We start from the raw sequence: 18403 nt of genomic DNA, 5'->3' as shown, positions 1-18403 counted from the left end.
GCACCCCCCCGGTCAGTGAAACCGGCGGGCAGCCGACGGCGATCCCGTCGGCTGCCCGGAAAACAGACCGACCGCTTCATCCCCCCCTCTTCATCCCCGTCACTGGAGTCACCGATGGCATTCGCCCGCCGCAAGACCTCCTCCTCGTCCCCCAAGCGCGCCCTCCGCACCGCCGGGGCCGTCGCGGCTCTCGCCCTGGGCGCCTCGCTGATGGCCGCCCCGCAGGCCTCCGCCGCCGACAGCCCCACCACGAAGCAGCTGCTGGACGCGTGTGGCCACAGCACGGACCTCTGCGAGTTCCACGCCACCGACTACTGGACCTACACCGGTCCCAAGCACCAGGTCGGCTCCACCGCCTACAACTGCGGGAGTCAGACCAACCAGCACACCGTCGGCGGGATGGACACGACCGGCTCGACCAACACCTTCGGCATCGCGATCAGCGCCGAGTACAAGTGGTTCGAGACGTTCTCCACCGAGGTCACGGCCAGCTACAGCCACAGCTGGGTGGCCTCGCACACCGACACCGTGACCGACACCGTCAACATCCCGTCCGGCTACAAGGGCTGGCTCGAGCGCGGCACCTCCAAGCAGCAGGCCAAGGGCTGGTACGAGCTGCACTTCGGCAAGCGCTACTACGGCCACTACATCTGGTACATCAACAACTACCAGTCGGCCGGCTTCAACGCCGACCAGCCCAAGTCGGGCTATGTCAACTTCAAGGACGCGCCGATGAACTCGGGCGACCGCGCAGCCCACTGCCGCTGAGCCAGGACGGACAACGGCATGTGGTGCTCCGCGACCTCGGCAACCCGCTCCCGCTCCCGGCTCCGGCTCGCTGCCGCCGCCGTATGCTCGCTGGTCCTCCTGACCGGCTGTGCGGCGGGGGCGACGAGCAAGCCCGACACCGTGTACGCGGACGCTGTCGGACCGACGGTGATCGGCACCGACACCTCGGCGGAGAGCCGGGTGGTGGCGGCCATGTACGGCGAACTCCTCACCGGGGCCGGGCAGAAGGTGCGGATGGCGACGACGAGCTACGCCTCGCCCTCCGCCACCGCCAAGGCCGTGGTGGCGGGCAAGCTCGGGCTGGCGCCGGCGTACGAGAGCACCCTGCTGCGCACGTTCCCGGGCGGGGACACCCTGCCCGGGAACGTGTCGACGACGCTGAGCATGGCGCTGCCGATGGGCATCACCGCCCTGCCCCCGGCCGCGGCCGACCGCGGTGTCGTCCTCGCGGTCACCAGGGCCACCGCCCAGGCCCATGACCTGCACAGCCTCGCCGACCTCCCCAAGGCCGGCAGCCGCCTCACCCTCGGCGGCGCCGCCTCGAAGGACCCCGACGCCCCGACACCCTCGTCACTGAAGAAGGCGTACGGCGTCACTCTCACCACCGCCGGCACCTCGGCCACCGCCGACGTACTGGCCCTGCGCAGCACGGACCCGTCCCTCACCGAGGACAAGCTGGTCGTGCTGACCGACCCCGAGGCCGTCATCCCGCCCGAGCACGTCTTCCCTCTCATCCAGGCCCCGTACGCGGGCCTGGCCGCGAGAAAAGCCCTGGCCCGAGTCAACTCGGCGCTGACGACAGATCAGTTGGCCGCGCTCGCCTCCTCCGTCGACGCGGGCGAGTCCCCCGCGAAGGCGGCGCGGACCTGGCTGCGCTCCAAAGGGCTGCTCAGCTGATCCCCCTCACTCGAACAGAATGGTGACAGTGAAATGCGTGATATCAGAAGGAAGTTCGCCGTAACCGCGCTCACTGCGGCCGCCGTCCTCGGCGGCCTGGCCCTCCCCACAACGGCCAGCGCCGCCGACGGGGTCCCCGCCATACAGATCACGGTCTGCAACGACTCGAACTCGAACCTGCGGTTCTGGGTCAGGGGCTACAACCAGCACAACGAGTGGGACGACTCCCCGGTCTGGGACGCCTGGGCCCACACCTGCGCCACCATGTGGGACTACTGGTGGAAGAAGAACTCCTCGGTCGAACTCCACTCCAAGTTCGGCAGCGGCGCCTGGACCTGGAAGCAGAAGTACGTCCCCAATACGAAGGGCCGGACGACGACGTTCCACGTGTCGTAGACCGCATGGGCGGGACTCGAAAGGGTCCCGCCCCCCTGCTCGTCGAGACGGCATGGGCGGAAACCCGTACGGAGATGAGCACCCGCACTCATGCCTGAGCGCGCCCCCCGGTCCACCGTGGAGAACACCCCTCACGGACCGATCCGCAGGGACCCGCCATGTCGAACGCCTCCCGCCCGCGCCCCTCTCCCACGGCTGCACCGACTACTCGCGCTCGCCACGGACAACCGGCCCGTCCGCGGCTGTCTGGCCGTCTTCGCCTCCTCCGTGCCGATCGCTTTCGCTTTCTCGGGAAGCGTGTACGCCACGATCCCGCTCCTGCTCACGGAGCCGCTCTCCCTCCTTGGCGCGGTCCTCCCGTCGGCCCCGGCAGCGTGGAGGGCAGCGGACCGGCTGCGGTGCTCGCCGCCGGGGTCTTGGGTGTCCGGGTCCTCCTCTGCGCCCTGGTGAACGCCGCCGTAATCGGCGCCCTGGCCCACCACCTCCGCGCCACCCGGCACGCGTGTCCCACCGCGGTGTTCCCGCCCACCCGGCGGTCACGCCGGCACGGTGCGGGAGCCCGCTGAAAGCGTCTCGGCCCCGATGCTCGCAGCTCGCCTCAGCCCCACCCCGGCTCAGCGAATACCCGGCACCGAACCTGCTTCCCGATCGCCGACCCCCGCACATGCCACCCCGGTGCCGGCAGCTCGACCAGGCCGGGCCTCCGTCCGCTCTCGGCGTCCGCACTGTCGAGCACCGTCGCCCGGGGCCTCGGCAACGCGCCGGGGTCCGGATCGTGCACGTTCACGGCGATCCCGTACGACGTCACGTACACCTCCACCACGAACGGCACGTGCTCACCGCAGGCCCGCACCGAGTCGCCGACGAGTTCGGAGTGAACGAGCTGCGCGGAGTCGACGGCGTCGTCCGCGATACCGTGGGCGAGGAGTTCGGTTCGGGTCAACGCCCGTACAGTGCGGCCGCTCAGCGAACTACGGTGCCGGATGCCTGGTCGACGACGGCGACCAGGTGCGGCTGCCGGGTCCCGGCACGGGCCGCACCCCGCATGATCTTGCCGTCGAAGGCCACGGCTGCCGGCGTGTTCCCCGCGACCGCCGGATCCGCGCTCAGCACCTGGGCCACCCAGAGCACAGCGCGTCGTCCAGGACGTCGGAATCGATGCCGCGTCAGGCCCGCCCGAGCGTGCTGTCCACCGACGCCCGCCACACCGCGTGCCGGCCCAGGCCGAGGCGCTCCAGTACCGCCCGGTGCGCCGCGGATCCAGCGGGCCAGGCCGAGCAGGGAACGTGCGCCGCACACCACCGCGACCGCCGAAGCCGCCGGCAGGAAGCCGAACTCGTAGCGGGTCCTGCGCCGCCCGCGCGGATCAGGCACCCGCGCCAACACATCCACACCTCCCCCACTGCCTTAAGGGCGTGGGGGGACCCCAGCCGCTGGGAGAGCGCACCTACACCTGCACCGCATGCGGAACCGTGAGCCCACGGGACAAGAACTCCGCACGCGTGATGCTCATCCGGGCTGGTCTCAACCCGGCTGGCGCTGAGGGCATAAGACCACCAGGGGCGCTGCCTCAGGTGGCTTCCTGAGCCAGGAATCCCCTCCCGTCAGGGAGGGGAGGATTCAATGTCGCCCGTACGCACCCGTGAGGAGTCCGCGTGACCGTCCGCACCACCACGCCCGACACCCCCGACCTCTCGTCCCGCAACCCCGACTGGTGGCGCCAGGCCGTCATCTACCAGGTCTACCCCCGCAGCTTCGCCGACGGCGACGGCGACGGGCTCGGTGACCTCAAGGGCGTCACCCAGCGCCTGAACCACCTCGCCGCCCTCGGCGTGGACGCCCTGTGGCTCAGCCCCTTCTACCCCTCGGAACTGGCCGACGGCGGCTACGACGTAGCCGACTACCGCGACGTCGACCCGCGCCTGGGCACCCTCGACGACTTCGACGCCATGACCGCCGAGGCCCACCGCCTCGGCCTGAAAGTCATCGTCGACCTGGTCCCCAACCACACCTCGCACCAGCACGTCTGGTTCCAGGAGGCGCTGCGGGCCGGCCCCGGCTCACCCGCCCGCGACCGCTACGTCTTCCGCGACGGCCGCGGCCCGCACGGCGAACTCCCGCCCACCGACTGGCAGTCCGTCTTCGGCGGCAGCGCCTGGCGCCGCGTCCCCGACGGCCAGTGGTACCTGCACCTCTTCACCCCCCAACAACCGGACCTGAACTGGGAGAACGACGATGTCCGCGCCGACTTCCGCACCACCCTGCGCTTCTGGTCCGACCGCGGCGTCGACGGCTTCCGCGTCGACGTGGCCCACGCGCTCGCCAAGGACCTGAGCGAGCCGCTACGAGACCTGGGCGCCCCGGAACTGAGCCGAGAGGAGGCACTCCCCGCCTTCCCGCCCGGCACCCACCCCTTCTACGACCGCGACGAGGTCCACGAGATCTACCGCGACTGGCGCAAGATCCTCGACGCCTACCGCCCGCCCCGCATGGCGGTCGCCAAGGCCTGGGTGAACCCGTCCTCCCGCCGCGCCCTGTACGCCCGCCCGGACGAACTGGGCCAGGCGTTCAACTTCGAGTACCTGCAAGCCGGTTGGGACGCCGAGGCGCTGAAGCGGGTCATCACCGACTCCCTCGCCACGGCCCGCGCGGCGGGCGCCTCCGCCACCTGGGTCCTGTCCAACCACGACGTCGTTCGCCACCCCTCCCGCCTGATGCTCCCGCCCGGCACCGACGACAACGCCTGGCTCCTCTCCGGCGGCCGCGCACCCGCCGTCGACGAGTCCGCCGGCCTGCGCCGCGCCCGCGCCGCGACCCTCCTCATGCTCGCGCTGCCCGGTTCGTCGTACGTCTACCAGGGCGAGGAACTCGGCCTGCCCGAGGTCGCCGACCTGCCCGCCGAGGTCCTCCAGGACCCGATCTGGGAACAGACGGGGCGCGTCCGCAAGGGCCGCGACGGCTGCCGGGTGCCGCTGCCGTGGACGACGACGGGGCCGTCGTACGGCTTCGGCGCGGGCGGCTCCTGGCTGCCCCAGCCGTCGGGCTTCGCGGCGTACGCCGTGGAGGCCCAGGACGGCGTCGAGGGCTCCACCCTGGAGCTCTACCGCCGGGCCCTGCGCCTGCGCCGCAAGCTCCTGGCGGGGGAGGAACTGGAGTGGGCCCCGGACAGCCCACCCGGCGTCCTGCACTTCGTCCGCTCCGACGGCTGGCGGTGCGTGGCCAACCTCTCCGCCACGGCGGTCGAGCTGCCGCCGGGGGAGGTGCTGATCGGCAGCGGGCCGCTGGAGGGGCGCCTGCTGGGGCCGGACATGACGGTCTGGCTGGCGTAAGAGGTCGCGCGGACAGGCGCGGTGGTGGCACCCGGCAGCAGGACAGGCAGCAGCGGCTGCCGGGCAGGCCCGTCCAGGCCCGGCCGGCGGCACGCGCCGACGCCGTCCGAGTGAGAGGCGCGGGTCGCTCGCGTGGCGAACCGGGCAGCGCCCGCCCGCTGCCCAAGGATCCGGACGCGTGGCACGCACCTTCGACGAACTGGTCGCCATGCAACGGGCGGCGGACCAGGCACACAGCAGGGTGGAGGAGCTACGGGACCACTACGGGCCACCCGCCCACACACCGTGGACCGAGCTCCAGACCGACACGTACGAGACCGCCTGGCGCGCCTGGCGCGACCTCGCCCGTGACGTCCAGAGCGCGGTGACCGAGTACGCGAAGGAGCAGGGCGCCGCGCGCAACCAGGTCGAGGAGGACGTGAGGAGGGCGGTACGGCACCCGGAGCCGGACGCGGAGACGGACGAGTGACACTGAGGCAGGGCGGTGTACGCCTACGGTTCGCCGCCCGGACGGGTGGTGCGCGGCGCGTACGGCCGAACAGCGCGCGTCACCCGCGGAGCGGGCCGCGAGAATCGCGGGCAGGGGTGCCGCCGATGTACGTGTGAGGAGCTCCGCCGACGATGAGCAGGTCCTGGAAGACGACGATCTTTGGGTTGCTCGCCGCTGCGGGCGTGGTGACCACGGCCGGAATGGCAGCTGCGGCCGGGACGGCCTACGGCGGTGAAGGCCCGACCCGAACGGTCGGCCGTGACCTGTGGGCGACCGCGACCATCGAGCCCGGGCGGGAGGGCATCGTCGAGGTCGGGGGTTACGAGGGGATGCCGCTGGGCGAGGGCTCGGTACTGACCCTGACGGCGCCGGCGCAGACGAGGGTGACGGGTACGCCGTTCGCCGCGGGCGGGTACCGGGGGGCGGTGGCTCTGGGCGGAATCAGCGGGACGTACACCTTTGTGGGGTCGCCTGCCGCGGCTGAGGGGTCGGCAGCCGATGGATCGACGGCAGATGAGCCGGCGACGGACGAATCGGTGGCTGACGAGTCGGGGGCTGACCAGTCCGCATTGGCGACCTGGAAGGGCCGTACGTTCCCCTTCGTCCTGTCGGTCCCCGCGAACGCCGAGCCCGGCACCCGGCTCCCCGACTGTGCCCTGGTCCTGCGGGACGCGGACGGCACGGTGCGGCAGAAGGGCACCTGCACCGTGACGGTCGGGCTGCCCGCGCCGGTCCTGTCCCGCCCCCAGTCGGGCGTGCCGCTGGGCGCGTTGCCGAAGATGTCGGGGTCGGCCTACCCGGGAGCCCAGGTCACCGTGCGCGACGCGCAGGAGGAGGAGGTCTGCTCGACCACTGCCGCGCCCGCCGGCACATGGTTCTGCGTACCGTCCCACCCCCTCCCGCCCGGCCAGGGCCGCCTCCAGGCGACGGCCGCGTTCAACGGGGTGAGCGCGACGAGCGAGCAGATCGACATCATCGTGACGGGCTCGGCGGACGCCCAGCCGGACACGGCGTCGAACGCTGGGGGCGGACCGCTTTAGACGCTGCGCGATCGCATGACGAAGAACACCGTCGTCCGCCACAGCGGCGACACGAGGCGCACCGTGCTCATGGGATCGAACCGCTCCCACGTCCCCTCGGGGATGTGGAAAAGGGATCCGGGGCCCACACTGGGCGCCGGTCAGTAGCGCACGGCCCTGGCCACCTCCGTCCTCACCTCGCCGTCCAGGTCACGCGTGCTGCGCGCGGTGGCCTTTCCGGTCCCGCTCGCCGGCACGTCCGACACGGTCACCACCGTCGCGTCCAGCAGGTTGCCGTCCCCGTCGCGGAAGTTGATCTGCGCGGCGAAGGACTTCGTCGCGTCGGTCGTGTTCCGCGCCGCGACCTCCACGGTCGTACGGCCGTCCGCGTCGGTGCTCGGATCGCCCAGGCTCACCGCGTCCTTGGCGTCGATGCCGCCCTTGATGTCGTCCAGTTGGCGGCCCGCCTCCGCCGTCGCCGAGGCGAAGGCCGATGCCGCCTTGCCGGCCACCGAGGAGGGCGTGTCGTCGTCGGTGCAGGAGGTCGTCAGGGCGAGGGTGGCGGCCACGATGGCGGTCGTCGTGAGGATCGCGGTTGTGTTCCACCGCGTTCGGTGACCGGGCATGGCGCCTCCAGCGGGTCGGTTCCGGTCCGGTTCCCTCAGTGAAGATCCGTGCGCTGCTGTCCGCACCTCAGGGGCACTCCAGGGCGCTCCAGGGGACCGGGCTCACCCGATCGGCCCGTCTCCCGTGGTGGCCGCCCCGGGGCCCACCCATCGTCGTACCGACCGCAGAACCCGATCGTGGAACACGCGAGAAGTGGGGTACGGCAGCCATGAGCCAGCAGCAACAGCCGCAGTCGCCGTCGCACGCGACCGACGCGGCACACAGCCCCGCTGGATCCCCGGGGTCCGCTGGAATGCCTGCGTCCCAGGCGACCTGGCCTTCGGCCGGCCCCGGTCCCGGCCCCGGTCCCGGCCCCGGTCCCGGCGGATATCAGCCCGCCCCCGGCTGGGCCGCCGGCGGGCTCGTCTTCGCCGGTGTGCTGATGCTGGTGAACGGTCTGCTGGCCATCCTCCAGGGCATCTCCGCGATCGCCGGGGACGACGTCTACGGCCGTATCGGCGACTACGTCTTCGAGATCAACCTCACGGCCTGGGGCTGGGTCCTGCTCGCCCTCGGTGTCGTGGTCGCCTGCGTCGGCTACGGCATCCTCAAGGGCGCCTGGTGGGCTCGGATCACCGGCATCTTCGTGGCGTCCCTCAGCATGGTGCTCCACTTCCTGTTCCTGCCGTACACGCCGGTGTGGTCGGTGATCATGGTGGGGGTCGACTTCTTCGTGATCCTGGCGCTCGCCACGGCCCCGGACGTCCCCAGGGCCGGCGCTAGCGCTTCAACGCGCGGTAGCGCCTCAGCAGCGCGCTGATCCGGGTCGGGTCCTTGCCGCCGTTGAGCTCGGCCAGCAGGTCGTCGGGGCAGAGTTCGTAGAGGTCGCCCCAGAAACGGCGGCCGTGGTTGTCCCAGATGCGGTAGCCGCCGGGGACGCCCCTGGCCACGTAGCGTCGTCCGCTCGATCCGCTCCCCTGCCCGGACCCGGACCCGGACACGTACACGCACGTGCGGGTCCGGGCAGGATGGCATCGGGCAGCCGCTCCCGTCGCCTGGATTTCCAGGCTCAGCCGTGCCCCAGACCGCCCCCGCCGAAGGCCCCGCTCTTTCCGGGCAGCCAGCGTTTGCGGTGCTGGTCCTCGCTGCGCCTGCTGCCCGCGTGGTGCAGCTCGTGCGGCAGGAGCCGTTCCTTGCCCACCGCGTGCGGTACTTCGTCCGGCTCCCTGATCTCGCGCTCCTCATGGACCGGACCGGTGTCGGGGAGGTGCGGCTGCTCGTCGGGCGTGGGCCGGGGCAGCTCTTTGTCACGGACCCGCATGCCGAGCTGCACGGCCCAGATCAGGGCGCCGGCGATGAACAGGCCACCCACAAAGGCGGCGACCACGTTGAGTACTTCGCTCGACGCGGCCGCTAGTACAAACGTCGCTGTACTCATGCCCCAATTATCACCGAAACGGGCGAATAAGCTCCTCCGGAAGCGTCAAACCGGCGTCCGCTTTCGCCGTCTACGCGCGTTTCGCCCCGTCGCCCGCGACAGCGGTTCCGGACGGATCGGGCATCGGGGCCGGCAGCACGACAGCCCGGTCGGCAGCCCGAGCACCGGAAGCGTGCGCCACGGTCCCGGCATCGGGAGCCGCGGCGCACGGTGCCGCTGTGGGGCGGGCTGTCACGCCCTCTCGGTACGCATGCCGCCCGTGGCCCGCTCAGCCGCCGGTCACGGGGTGACCTGGGTGCCGCCGAAGGTCACCACGAGACGCCCGTCCGAGGCGAAGGACCAGCCCAGGGCGCCGCTGTACGACGAGCACCGGGAGCCGTTCGTGCCCGACCAGAACTGGTTGGAGCTGTCGGAGTCGCCGATGATCCGGTCGTTCGTGCCGCTGCCGCTGCGGCACGAGGTGTTGCCGCGGAACACCGACGTGCCCGCGTCGAAGTTGAAGTTGCGTTCGGTGCTGTCGATGCTCACGTTGTTCGAGATGGTCATCGATCCCGGGTTGCTGTTGTACGTGAACCCGTGCTTGCCGTTGTCGTAGGCGATGCTGCGCCGCACGACATGGTTGATGGGCACGTCCTCGCCGCCGAGCTTGTAGCCGTTGCGGTCGCCGTTGCCGGCCTGCGAGCCGTCGCTGAGGGTGCCGTTCTCGTAGGAGAGGGAGTCCTCGATGGTCACCACGCCGATGGGGTCGTAGTCGGAGTAGGTGTAGAGGTCCCAGCCGTCGTCGATGTTGTTGTGCGCGACGGCGTAGCGGAAGACGTTGCCGCCGCCGACGGTCAGCTTCGCCGCGAAGCCGTCGGCGTCCTCGCCGTCGGAGTCGGCGTTGTCGTGCGACTCGGCGCTGAGGACGAGGTTGTTGGAGGGCCACTGGCTGGTCGGCGTGGAGGAGGCGATCCGGCCGAGCTGGAGCCCGGTGTCGCGGTTGAAGCGGGTCACCGTGCGCTCGATGACGTTGTTGCTGCCGCCGACGAAGATGCCGTTGTCACCGGCCCGCTCGACGACGATGCCGTAGACGTGCCAGTACGACCCCATCACCTGCAGCCCGCGGTTGGACGAACTCTCGCTCTGCGCCGAGAAGTTCAGCACCGGCTTCTCGCCGGGATAGGCGGACAGCTTCGTACGGGCACTGGACGTGCCGTTGTTGCCCACCGGGATGGTGACGGTGGAGGACTGGTTGTACGTCCCCCCGCGCAGGTAGATCGTGCCGCCCGCGGCGATACGGCTGATCGCCGAGGTGAGCGTGGTGGGCGCCGACTCCGTGCCGGCCGCGCCGTCGGTGCCGTTCGGCGCCACGTACAGGACGGGGCCGGTCGGTGCGGGGGTCGTGTCGCTCGTCACCACGTCGGCGTAGTCGATGTTGGGGAGGCCGCCGGAGGTGGTCGGGTTGAGCCGGATGGTGTTGCTGCCCGCGTTGACGGGGACGGTGAGCGTCTTCGTCGTCCAGGTCGTCCAGGCGCCCGTGCCCTCGAAGGACGGTGTCTGGACGGTGGTCCCGTTGACGATCAGGGAGGCGGGGCGGGCGGTGGTGGTGCCGTTGGCGAAGCGGATGTTCAGGGTCGCGGTACCGGCCGCGGGGGCGTTCACCGTGAACTGGGCGTAGGCGCCGGTGGCGTTGGTGCCGTTGCAGAACCCGGTGCCGGAGTAACCGGCCCAGTCGGAGTCGATGGTGCCGGTGCAGACCGCCGGGGAGGTCTCGGCCTCGTAGCGGGTGGTCGCGGCCTCGGCGGTGGTGCCGGTGAGCGCGACGAGGGTGGTGGTGAGGAGGGCGGCGGCGGCCAGGGCCGGAGTGCTGCGTCTGACGGAGTGCGGGTGCATGGGCTGACCCCTTTCTGTTACACGTCGTGGCAGATAGGGAAAGCGCTTTCTCAAGATGGGACGTTCGGGACCGTATGGGCCTGCCGCATACACGTCAATAGATGTGTACGTGATTCAAATTCACGACCATGAACAACTTGGGGCCGGGGCTGTTGTCGACGGCCCCTCGCATGACTTTGCCTTCTCTTTACAACCCGCCCCACTGCCGCGTCGTCTCTCCGCTCGACCGTCACCCAGCCCGTCCCGTACGCGAGTACGGCCGGGCCGACGAAAGAGAGCGACTCAATGCGCCGAACCGTCCTCAGCGCCATGGCACTGACCTGCACGGCCCTGCTGGCAGGCAGCACGCCCGCGTTCGCCGACAGCGCTGCCCCGACCCCGGTCCCCAGCCCGACGGTCACCGTCCCCTCGGAGACGGCCGTCCCGACGCCCAGCGCCACCGAGCCGCCCCGGGAAGCGACCCCCGCCCCCTCGCAGCCGTCGGCCGAGCCGACCCGCGCGCCGGACGGCGGCCAGGTCTCCGTCGTACCGTCGGGGGCGCCCGACACCGGAGTCACGGCGCCGGCTTCGGGTTCCGGGAACGGACAGAGCGGGCTGATCGGCGGGGGAGTCGCCGCGGTGCTCCTCGCCGGAGGCGCGACGGCCTTCGTCGTACGGCGTCGGCGGACGAACGGCGCATGATGCCGCTGTCCAGGCGCGCGTTCGCCACGGCGGCGATGGCCTCGCTGCTGGTGGGCTGCGGCGGCCACGAGGCGGGGCAGGCCGCGAGCGCGCACTCCCGGCGGACGAGGGGTGCGGAGGGCAGCGCGGCCGGCACGGCGACGACTCCGCGGCCTTCCGCCTCCGCGAACCCGCCGCATCCCCTTGGCCGTTCGGCCCCGGTCGGACTGCGGATCCCGGCGATCGAGGTCGACACCCCGGTCATGCGGCTGGGGCTGGCGCCGGACGGCACCGTGCAGGTGCCGCCGATCACGGCCGACGACCGGGCGGGCTGGTACCGGCACTCGCCGACGCCGGGTCAGGTCGGCCCGTCGGTCATCCTCGGCCATGTCACCGTGGGCGCCTACGGGGACGGGGTGTTCCGCCACCTCGCCCGGCTGCACCGGGGCGACCGGATCGTGGCGCGCAGGCAGGACGGCACGTCGGCGGAGTTCGCGGTCAGTGCCGTACGGACGGTCGCCAAGGCGGACTTTCCGGCGGACGACGTGTACGGGGACGTGGACCACCCGGAGCTGCGGTTGATCACGTGCGGAGGGCCGCGGGCCGGGGACGAGTACCGCGACAACGTGATCGTGTTCGCGAAGTTGAGGGCTGCGACGAGTTGAACGCTACGACGAGTTGAGGGCCGCGACGAGTGGAGTGCTACGGCCCCCTGACGGCCCGTGGAACGCATGCCGACGGTCCGGCATCCCCCCGAGCGACAGTGCCAGCCCAAGCGACAGTGCAAGCCCAAGCGACAGTGCAAGCTTCCGCACGACCATGGAGAGCGTTGTAGAGCGTTGAAACGGTCCCGAGACAGGGCGGCGTCCGAGCTGTTCGCCGCCCTCTATCCGCGCCTCGCCGGCTGGTGCCGCCGGCTCGTCGACGATGACGAGACGGCCCACGAGATCGCCTCCGAGGCCTTCACCCGGCTCTGGGCCCGTTGGAGCCGGGTGGAGGAGCCGCGCGGTTTCCTCTACGTCACGGCGGCGAACCTGGTCCGGGACCACTGGCGCAAGCTGGAGCGGGAGCGCAGGGCGATGCGCCGGGTCACCACGGAAGCGGCGGTCAACTCCCGTACGGAGCAGGCGGACCCGTCCGTACGCCTGCTGGTCCAGTCCCTCCCCGAACGCCTGCGCACCCCGATCCTCCTGCACTACTACGCTGACATGCCGATCCGGGAGGTGTCCGTGCTGACCGGGCGCAAGGAAGGGACCGTCAAGGCCGACCTCCACGCGGCCCGCGAACTGCTCCGCGTTCATCTGAGGAGAAGCCTTGACCACACGCTTTGACGACGACGCGGACGGCCCGGAGTCGTCCCCCGACGACCCTCTCGCGGTGATCCTCCGCCCGTCCTCGGACCACCTCGCCCCACCCCCCGGCAGCTACGCGGCCATCCGCCGCCGGGCATCCCGCCGACGACTGGTGCGTACGGCGATCGGGGCGGGCGTGACCTGCGCCGTCGCGGTGCTCGTCGCGCTGCCGCTCCACCTGGGGACCTCGCCGGGACCGGCCTCCCCCGCGCCCCCTCTCGCCCCTCCGCCCGCGAGCGGCCGTACGACGCCTCCCGCCCCGTCGGCGATCCCGACCCCGTCGGCGTCGTCGCCCCGATCGGCGTCGCCGACTCCGACGGTGCCGTCCGAATCCGCCACGTCCGAGCCCGCCGCCGACTCCCGGACCGACGAGTCCCGTACGCCGAGCAGTCCGGCGGCCCCGACCAGCGCGCCGTCGGCGACACCGACGTCGCAGGGGGCGGGACCGTCACCGGATCCGGCGAGGGGCGTCACGGCGACGGAGACGGGCACGCCTCGTTCGTAGGCGGCCGAGGGGCGGGAAAGTGGCGCGATCCGGCGTTGCGGAGGGGGCATGTGGGGGCGCAGCCTGGCTGTGATGGGAGCGCTCCCACACTGGCTCTCGCACCTTTGCGTCACCAGCACCCCTGTACCACCCACACCCCCATCCCCCCACCTTGAAAGAGGGAGACCGTGCTGCAACATCAAGCTTGTCATGATCACATCACAAACCCCCTCGCGCCTGCCCCCACACGGCGCCCCGTGCCCCGCCCGGCGCTCCTCCTGACCGTGCTCGCCGCACTGCTCCTCTGCCTGATCCCGGGGAGCGGGACGGCTGCCGCTCACGGCTCGGTCGTCGACCCGGCGTCCCGCAACTACGGCTGCTGGCTACGCTGGGGCAGCGACTTCCAGAACCCGGCCATGGAGCAGGAAGACCCCATGTGCTGGCAGGCCTGGCAGGACAACCCGAACGCCATGTGGAACTGGAACGGCCTGTACCGCAACGGCTCCGCGGGCGACTTCCAGGCGGTCATCCCCGACGGCCGGCTGTGCAGCGGGGGTCGGACCGAAGGCGGACGCTACAACTCGCTCGACGCCGTGGGCGCCTGGAAGACGACGGACGTGGCGAGCGACTTCACCGTGCGGCTCTACGACCAGGCCAGCCACGGCGCGGACTACTTCCTGGTGTACGTCACCCGCCAGGGCTTCGACCCCACCACCCAGCCACTGCGCTGGAGCGACCTCCAACTGGTCGCCCGCACCGGGGAGTACGCCCCGAGCCAGAACTACTCGATCGACGTGAGCACGTCCGGCCTCAGCGGCCGCCACGTCGTCTACACCATCTGGCAGGCGTCACACATGGACCAGACGTACTTCCTGTGCAGCGATGTGAACTTCCGCTGAGCTGTGGGCGTCCGGAGCCGGCGGTTCCCATCGGATGCGGTGCGTCCGGTGGGAACCGCGCCCTGCGGCGCTGCTGCCCGCTCGCTCAGGGGTGCTGAGGTGCGATGCTCACGGCGCGGTAGTCGTACCCGTCCTGGGAGAAGCCAGGGGCTTCCCATGTGAGGTCCACCTTCTGTCCTGGTGACAGCGTGGCGAACCCGTCCGTCTGGATGGCGGAGAAGTGCCCCCAGCAACCACCGGGGGTTTCAGGGGAGTCGAGCACGCCCCACCCTTCCTCGTCGTGCCACTCGCGGACCGTCGCAGTCACCATGAACCAGACCCTACGTCGCCGTCCGCGCCGACGTGCCCGGCGCCCTGGTCAGCCGCAGCCGCACCCCGCCGCGGCGGGTGCCGGTTCCGCTTCGCCGGCCTGGCTGGTGCAGCAGCCGTCCCCGGTGGCCTCGGGGTCGGTGCTCTTGCCGAGCGTGTCGGCGTCGGCCTTGACCACGTAGACCTCCCAGGGTTCCCGGCCGGGGCCGTGCACCCACACCTTGTCCTGGAGGGCGTAGCAGCAGGAGGTGTCGTTCTCCTCGAAGGTGGCGAGGCCGGCGTCCTTCAGCCGGGTGGTGGCGGCGGTGACCTGCTCGGCGGATTCGACTTCGACGCCGAGGTGGTCCAGGCGGGTCTCCTCGCCGGGCTCGCCCTCGATCAGTACGAGCTTGAGCGGGGGCTCGGCGATGGCGAAGTTGGCGTAACCCGCACGCCGCTTGGCCGGTTCGGCGCCGAAGAGCTTCGCGTAGAAGGCGATCGACGCTTCGAGGTCACTGACGCGCAGAGCGAGCTGTGCTCGGGACATGATGCCCCTCCCATCTGCATGCATTGGTGTTTGTCAATACAGAGCTTGCGCCTTGGATCGATGTTTGTCAACATAGAAGAATGTCGAAGCAGGAGTTTGTGGTGCTCGGGCAGGACGACCGGCCCGCCGCCTGCTGCCCGGGGCTGGTGGCCGCGCCTCTGGAGGAGGACCAGGCGGCCGAGCTGGCGAAGACCTTCAAGGCGCTGGGCGACCCGGTGCGGCTGCGCCTGCTGTCGCTGATCGCGTCGCGGGCGGGTGGCGAGGTCTGTGTGTGCGACCTGACCCCGGCCTTCGATCTGTCCCAGCCGACCATCTCGCACCACCTCAAGCTGCTCCGACAGGCGGGTCTGATCGACTGCGAGCGCCGCGGCACGTGGGTCTACTACTGGGTGCTCCCCGCCGCCCTGGACCGCCTCTCGACGTTCCTGACCCCCGCGCAGAAGGCAGGGACGACCGCGTGAGCGCGTCGCTCGGGCGCCGGGCCCTCGCCGAGGCCGTCGGCTCGGCCGCCCTGGTCGCGGTGGTGGTCGGCTCCGGCATCCAGGCCACCGAGCTGACCGACGACGTCGGCGTGCAGCTGCTGGCCAACTCCCTGGCCACCGTGTTCGGCCTGGGCGTGCTCATCGCGCTGCTCGGCCCCGTCTCCGGCGCGCACGTCAACCCCGTCGTCACGCTCGCGGCCTGGTTCACCGGCCGCCGCACCCCGACGGACCGACCCTTCGGGACGTGGCCGTGTACCTCCCCGCCCAGACGGCCGGGGCGATCGGCGGCGCCGTCCTGGCCGACGCCATGTTCGCCAAGCCCTTGGTGCAGTGGTCCACCCATGACCGCTCGGCCGGCCACCTGTGGCTCGGCGAGCTGGTCGCGACAGCGGGCCTCGTCTTTCTGATCTTCGGGCTCACCCGTAGCGGCCGGGCCCACCTCGCCGCGGCGGCCGTGGCGTCCTACATCGGAGCGGCGTACTGGTTCACGTCCTCCACGTCGTTCGCCAACCCGGCCGTCACCGTCGGCCGCGCCTTCACCGACACCTTCGCGGGCATCGCGCCCGCCTCCGTCGGGCCGTTCATCGCGGCGCAGATCGCCGGTGCCGTACTCGGCCTCGGTCTGATGGCCGCCGTGTTCGCCCAGTCCGCACGCCCGCCCGCCCCCGCATCGGAGGCCGTGCCCGCATCGGGTGCCGTGCCCGCCCAGGGCGAACCCGAACTCGCCGCTCCCTCCGGCTCCTGAGCCGTCCCGCCCAGAAAGACACCGCCATGACCACTCCCGCCGAGCGCCCGACCGTCCTGTTCGTCTGCGTCCACAACGCCGGGCGCTCACAGATGGCCGCCGCCTTCCTCACCCACCTGGCAGGCGACCGCGTCCAGGTCCGCTCCGCCGGCTCCGCCCCCGCCGACACCGTCAACCCCGCCGTCGTCGAAGCCATGGCCGAAGCGGGCATCGACATCTCCGCCGAGGTCCCCAAGGTGCTCACCGTGGAGGCGGTCCAGGCGTCCGACGTCGTCATCACGATGGGCTGCGGCGACACCTGCCCGGTCTTCCCCGGCAAGCGTTACCTCGACTGGCAGCTCACCGACCCCGCCGGGCAAGGGGTCGAAGCCGTCCGCCCGATCCGCGACGAGATCGAGCAGCGCATCCGGGGTCTGATCGAGGAGATCGCCCCGGCGAGCTGACCTGACTCGGGCTGCCGGGATCCGGCCGGCATGCCGTCACGAGATCAACCGTCCCTGCCAGGACCCGAGGCAGAGCTGACACGGCCGGTCGCCGGGGGGTCGGTCATGCGCCCGGTACGGAAAGATCGCGGGACCGTCGCTGGATTGTCGCGGGACTGAGGGAGGGCCATGACTCCGCGCTTGGGGCCACTGGAGCTGGTCGGGGACCGGTGGGTGATCGGGGATCCGGCGCGCAAGGACGGCCTGTGCGTCGAGCTCACCCCCGAGGGCCTGGAGCACCACCGGCGCGGGGAGACGGCACCCCAGCTCGTGCTCCCGTGGTCCCGGTTCGTCGAGCTGAAGGTGCGGGCCGCCTACGTGAGGTGGCACGCCACCCCCGCCGGGGGCTTCGTCGGAGCGTTTGCCCCCGGCGCCGACATGGGCCGCGACTGCTGCTCCCTGTACGGCATCCTGCGCCATCCGTACGAGCTGTGGAAGGTCCGCTACACGCATCACGAGCGCCGCTATGCGGCCGGCCACGCCATCGTGCTGAAGGCCCTGTTCGACCAGCTCACCGAGGCGAGGGCGCTGGACCGGCTCGGCGATCCCGAGTGGCTGGGAGCGGCGGTCGCCAAGCTGTCGCCGTACACCTCGTGGTACGCCCCCAAGGGCGACCGTCTCGTGGAGGCGACCATCCGGAGCCTCGGCACCTGAGCGGTCAGCGCGCCGCGAACTGGAGCCGGGTCGGCTGCAGGGCGTCCGGCCGGATCGCCAGGCCCTCGACCGCCAGCGCCTCTCCGTAGATGTCGGTGACTCTGATCTCGCCGCCGCAGCCGCTGCCCTGCTCGGAGAGGAAGTAGTTGTACTCGGCGCGCGGCAGTTGACGCCAGCCGCTGCCGTCGCGAACCTCCAGCCGGGCCAGGGGGTTGCGGTGCCCCACCGCCTGGATGCCGCACCAGTGGCGGCTGGACCCCGTCTTGTAGCGGATCGAGATCGTGTCGGACGTGCTGGGGCTCAGCAGGCTCCAGGTGACCGGGATCCGACCGGCCGAGGGCGCGGCGAGCTCGGCGAACGCCTCGGCGCTCAGGTCGAGTTGGCCGGGGGCGCAGGGTAGGGGGCACTCGTTGGTGACGCGGACCGTGACGGAGGCGCCGTTCGCCGCGCGGACACGTACGTACGCGCCGCACGCCTTGGACGTCTCGTAGTCCGTGTGGTTCATCGCCGCGGTCATGACGTCGTCGGTCGGGCCGTAGAGGCAGGCGCCGTCGCCGTTGCCGGTGTCGTAGAAGGTGGCGACTCCTTCGTAGGTGACGTCGGGGCGTAGCCGTCCCGCCAGCGGGGCCGTGGCCGACGCCGGTCGGGGCGTCGCCTTGGCCGAGGGGCGTGCCGTTGTGGGGGTCGCACGAGGTCGTGGGGTGGTCGTGGCGGGCGTTGCGGCGGGGGTGGTCGCCTTGGTGGGCTTCGGCTTCCGCGTCGGATGGGGCATCGGCGTCTTCCGTGGGGACGTCGACTGCGTGGCGGCTGCGGGGGCGCCCGCCGCGTGACCGGCCGTCGTCTCCCCATCGGGGCGTAGGACCATGAGCAGGGATGCCGCGAGTGCGACGGCCGCCACGACCGCGGCGGGGACGAGGGCCGTGTGCCACTTGCGCGGGGATCGGCGGTGGGAGCGGGATGCCACGGATGAGTCC

The 18403-nt window shown here is 71.5% G+C and carries 24 protein-coding genes and 2 pseudogenes; 16 read left to right on the top strand and 10 right to left on the bottom strand.

The genetic code is table 11. From position 1 onward, the window contains the following. The first annotated feature begins 114 nt into the window (after positions 1-114). Genes QQM39_RS21440 through QQM39_RS21430 form a run of 3 tightly spaced genes read left to right on the top strand, consistent with a single transcriptional unit; the run spans position 115 to position 2082 of the window. Positions 115-768, top strand: a complete 654-nt coding sequence (locus QQM39_RS21440; protein ID WP_301998874.1) for a hypothetical protein — start codon at positions 115-117, stop codon at positions 766-768. 18 nt (positions 769-786) lie between these two features. After that, positions 787-1686 (top strand): glycine betaine ABC transporter substrate-binding protein, encoded by a 900-nt coding sequence (locus QQM39_RS21435; protein WP_301998873.1) that lies wholly within the window; start codon positions 787-789, stop codon positions 1684-1686. Between the two features lie 33 nt (positions 1687-1719). Then, entirely contained in the window at positions 1720-2082 is a 363-nt protein-coding gene (locus tag QQM39_RS21430) for a hypothetical protein (RefSeq protein WP_301998871.1), read from the top strand. 598 nt (positions 2083-2680) lie between these two features. Here the strand turns inward: QQM39_RS21430 and QQM39_RS21425 are convergent. Continuing rightward, the gene (locus QQM39_RS21425) at positions 2681-3025 is read right to left on the bottom strand and encodes an ATP-binding protein (protein WP_301998869.1); all 345 of its coding nucleotides are present in this window, start codon (positions 3023-3025) and stop codon (positions 2681-2683) included. Between the two features lie 20 nt (positions 3026-3045). After that, positions 3046-3456, bottom strand: coding sequence for a hypothetical protein (locus tag QQM39_RS21420; RefSeq protein WP_301998866.1), 411 nt, complete (start codon positions 3454-3456; stop codon positions 3046-3048). Positions 3457-3512: 56 nt separating this feature from the next. Between QQM39_RS21420 and QQM39_RS21415 the strand changes: the two are divergent. The 4 genes and pseudogenes from QQM39_RS21415 to QQM39_RS21400 form a co-directional block, all read left to right on the top strand. Next, a pseudogene (locus QQM39_RS21415) lies at positions 3513-3668 on the top strand (RNA-guided endonuclease TnpB family protein); the annotation flags it as partial. A 69-nt stretch (positions 3669-3737) separates the two neighbouring features. Continuing rightward, positions 3738-5411, top strand: coding sequence for a glycoside hydrolase family 13 protein (locus QQM39_RS21410; protein ID WP_301998864.1), 1674 nt, complete (start codon positions 3738-3740; stop codon positions 5409-5411). A 178-nt stretch (positions 5412-5589) separates the two neighbouring features. Further along, a complete protein-coding gene (locus QQM39_RS21405) occupies positions 5590-5880 on the top strand; it encodes a hypothetical protein (RefSeq protein ID WP_301998863.1) in 291 nt (96 codons plus the stop codon). A gap of 152 nt (positions 5881-6032) precedes the next feature. Further along, positions 6033-6941, top strand: coding sequence for a carboxypeptidase regulatory-like domain-containing protein (locus tag QQM39_RS21400; RefSeq protein WP_301998861.1), 909 nt, complete (start codon positions 6033-6035; stop codon positions 6939-6941). A 140-nt stretch (positions 6942-7081) separates the two neighbouring features. On the opposite strand, the gene QQM39_RS21395 is transcribed toward QQM39_RS21400, so the two are convergent. Further along, the gene (locus tag QQM39_RS21395; protein ID WP_301998860.1) at positions 7082-7546 is read right to left on the bottom strand and encodes an FxLYD domain-containing protein; all 465 of its coding nucleotides are present in this window, start codon (positions 7544-7546) and stop codon (positions 7082-7084) included. A gap of 293 nt (positions 7547-7839) precedes the next feature. Here QQM39_RS21395 and QQM39_RS21390 point away from each other — a divergent pair, with 293 nt between their 5' ends. Continuing rightward, a complete protein-coding gene (locus QQM39_RS21390) occupies positions 7840-8346 on the top strand; it encodes a hypothetical protein (RefSeq protein ID WP_367668968.1) in 507 nt (168 codons plus the stop codon). Here QQM39_RS21390 and QQM39_RS21385 read toward each other — a convergent pair. The 3 genes from QQM39_RS21385 to QQM39_RS21375 form a co-directional block, all read right to left on the bottom strand. Beyond that, a complete protein-coding gene (locus QQM39_RS21385) occupies positions 8306-8476 on the bottom strand; it encodes a hypothetical protein (RefSeq protein WP_301998859.1) in 171 nt (56 codons plus the stop codon). The genes QQM39_RS21390 and QQM39_RS21385 overlap by 41 nt on opposite strands. A gap of 119 nt (positions 8477-8595) precedes the next feature. Beyond that, on the bottom strand, positions 8596-8964 hold the full coding sequence (locus QQM39_RS21380; protein ID WP_301998858.1) for a DUF6479 family protein: 369 nt from the start codon (positions 8962-8964) through the stop codon (positions 8596-8598). Positions 8965-9243: 279 nt separating this feature from the next. After that, complete coding sequence (locus QQM39_RS21375) at positions 9244-10836, bottom strand: CBM35 domain-containing protein (RefSeq protein WP_301998857.1); 1593 nt, start codon at positions 10834-10836, stop codon at positions 9244-9246. A 285-nt stretch (positions 10837-11121) separates the two neighbouring features. Here QQM39_RS21375 and QQM39_RS21370 point away from each other — a divergent pair, with 285 nt between their 5' ends. The 3 genes from QQM39_RS21370 (at position 11122) to QQM39_RS21360 (ending at position 12827) form a co-directional block, all read left to right on the top strand. Then, a complete protein-coding gene (locus QQM39_RS21370; protein WP_301998855.1) occupies positions 11122-11517 on the top strand; it encodes a sortase-dependent protein in 396 nt (131 codons plus the stop codon). Further along, positions 11514-12161, top strand: coding sequence for a class F sortase (locus tag QQM39_RS21365; RefSeq protein ID WP_301998854.1), 648 nt, complete (start codon positions 11514-11516; stop codon positions 12159-12161). The genes QQM39_RS21370 and QQM39_RS21365 overlap by 4 nt, the downstream gene beginning before the upstream one ends. A gap of 174 nt (positions 12162-12335) precedes the next feature. After that, positions 12336-12827 (top strand): RNA polymerase sigma factor, encoded by a 492-nt coding sequence (locus QQM39_RS21360; RefSeq protein WP_301998853.1) that lies wholly within the window; start codon positions 12336-12338, stop codon positions 12825-12827. A 93-nt stretch (positions 12828-12920) separates the two neighbouring features. On the opposite strand, the gene QQM39_RS21355 is transcribed toward QQM39_RS21360, so the two are convergent. Then, complete coding sequence (locus tag QQM39_RS21355) at positions 12921-13340, bottom strand: hypothetical protein (RefSeq protein ID WP_301998851.1); 420 nt, start codon at positions 13338-13340, stop codon at positions 12921-12923. Positions 13341-13589: 249 nt separating this feature from the next. Between QQM39_RS21355 and QQM39_RS21350 the strand changes: the two genes are divergently transcribed. Continuing rightward, complete coding sequence (locus tag QQM39_RS21350; protein ID WP_301998849.1) at positions 13590-14231, top strand: lytic polysaccharide monooxygenase; 642 nt, start codon at positions 13590-13592, stop codon at positions 14229-14231. Between the two features lie 85 nt (positions 14232-14316). On the opposite strand, the gene QQM39_RS21345 is transcribed toward QQM39_RS21350, so the two are convergent. Beyond that, a complete protein-coding gene (locus QQM39_RS21345) occupies positions 14317-14541 on the bottom strand; it encodes a cold-shock protein (RefSeq protein WP_301998848.1) in 225 nt (74 codons plus the stop codon). Positions 14542-14589: 48 nt separating this feature from the next. Next, entirely contained in the window at positions 14590-15066 is a 477-nt protein-coding gene (locus QQM39_RS21340; RefSeq protein WP_301998847.1) for an ArsI/CadI family heavy metal resistance metalloenzyme, read from the bottom strand. Positions 15067-15146: 80 nt separating this feature from the next. Between QQM39_RS21340 and QQM39_RS21335 the strand changes: the two genes are divergently transcribed. The 4 genes and pseudogenes from QQM39_RS21335 (at position 15147) to QQM39_RS21320 (ending at position 17429) form a co-directional block, all read left to right on the top strand. Continuing rightward, complete coding sequence (locus QQM39_RS21335) at positions 15147-15527, top strand: helix-turn-helix transcriptional regulator (RefSeq protein WP_301998844.1); 381 nt, start codon at positions 15147-15149, stop codon at positions 15525-15527. Further along, a pseudogene (locus QQM39_RS21330) lies at positions 15524-16293 on the top strand (aquaporin). The gene QQM39_RS21335 and the pseudogene QQM39_RS21330 overlap by 4 nt, the downstream one beginning before the upstream one ends. 26 nt (positions 16294-16319) lie before the next feature. After that, a complete protein-coding gene (locus tag QQM39_RS21325; protein ID WP_301998842.1) occupies positions 16320-16736 on the top strand; it encodes an arsenate reductase ArsC in 417 nt (138 codons plus the stop codon). Positions 16737-16904: 168 nt separating this feature from the next. Next, complete coding sequence (locus QQM39_RS21320; protein ID WP_301998840.1) at positions 16905-17429, top strand: hypothetical protein; 525 nt, start codon at positions 16905-16907, stop codon at positions 17427-17429. 4 nt (positions 17430-17433) lie between these two features. On the opposite strand, the gene QQM39_RS21315 is transcribed toward QQM39_RS21320, so the two are convergent. Beyond that, positions 17434-18393 (bottom strand): expansin EXLX1 family cellulose-binding protein, encoded by a 960-nt coding sequence (locus QQM39_RS21315; protein WP_301998838.1) that lies wholly within the window; start codon positions 18391-18393, stop codon positions 17434-17436. Between the last annotated feature and the right edge of the window lie 10 nt (positions 18394-18403).

It is taken from the genome of Streptomyces sp. DT2A-34 (assembly GCF_030499515.1).
Taxonomy (GTDB): Bacteria; Actinomycetota; Actinomycetes; order Streptomycetales; family Streptomycetaceae; genus Streptomyces.
The sequence above is the reverse complement of the archived record's forward strand: the minus strand, read 5'-3'. Positions and strand labels throughout refer to the sequence as shown.

Excerpts from the sequence above, each read along its gene's own strand:
- QQM39_RS21440 (WP_301998874.1), top strand. The coding sequence starts at position 115 with ATGGCATTCGCCCGCCGCAAGACCTCCTCCTCGTCCCCCAAGCGCGCC.
- QQM39_RS21435 (WP_301998873.1), top strand. The coding sequence starts at position 787 with ATGTGGTGCTCCGCGACCTCGGCAACCCGCTCCCGCTCCCGGCTCCGG.
- QQM39_RS21430 (WP_301998871.1), top strand. The coding sequence starts at position 1,720 with ATGCGTGATATCAGAAGGAAGTTCGCCGTAACCGCGCTCACTGCGGCC.
- QQM39_RS21400 (WP_301998861.1), top strand. The coding sequence starts at position 6,033 with ATGAGCAGGTCCTGGAAGACGACGATCTTTGGGTTGCTCGCCGCTGCG.
- QQM39_RS21395 (WP_301998860.1), bottom strand. The coding sequence starts at position 7,546 with ATGCCCGGTCACCGAACGCGGTGGAACACAACCGCGATCCTCACGACG.
- QQM39_RS21390 (WP_367668968.1), top strand. The coding sequence starts at position 7,840 with ATGCCTGCGTCCCAGGCGACCTGGCCTTCGGCCGGCCCCGGTCCCGGC.
- QQM39_RS21380 (WP_301998858.1), bottom strand. The coding sequence starts at position 8,964 with ATGAGTACAGCGACGTTTGTACTAGCGGCCGCGTCGAGCGAAGTACTC.
- QQM39_RS21375 (WP_301998857.1), bottom strand. The coding sequence starts at position 10,836 with ATGCACCCGCACTCCGTCAGACGCAGCACTCCGGCCCTGGCCGCCGCC.
- QQM39_RS21370 (WP_301998855.1), top strand. The coding sequence starts at position 11,122 with ATGCGCCGAACCGTCCTCAGCGCCATGGCACTGACCTGCACGGCCCTG.
- QQM39_RS21365 (WP_301998854.1), top strand. The coding sequence starts at position 11,514 with ATGATGCCGCTGTCCAGGCGCGCGTTCGCCACGGCGGCGATGGCCTCG.
- QQM39_RS21345 (WP_301998848.1), bottom strand. The coding sequence starts at position 14,541 with ATGGTGACTGCGACGGTCCGCGAGTGGCACGACGAGGAAGGGTGGGGC.
- QQM39_RS21340 (WP_301998847.1), bottom strand. The coding sequence starts at position 15,066 with ATGTCCCGAGCACAGCTCGCTCTGCGCGTCAGTGACCTCGAAGCGTCG.
- QQM39_RS21335 (WP_301998844.1), top strand. The coding sequence starts at position 15,147 with ATGTCGAAGCAGGAGTTTGTGGTGCTCGGGCAGGACGACCGGCCCGCC.
- QQM39_RS21325 (WP_301998842.1), top strand. The coding sequence starts at position 16,320 with ATGACCACTCCCGCCGAGCGCCCGACCGTCCTGTTCGTCTGCGTCCAC.
- QQM39_RS21320 (WP_301998840.1), top strand. The coding sequence starts at position 16,905 with ATGACTCCGCGCTTGGGGCCACTGGAGCTGGTCGGGGACCGGTGGGTG.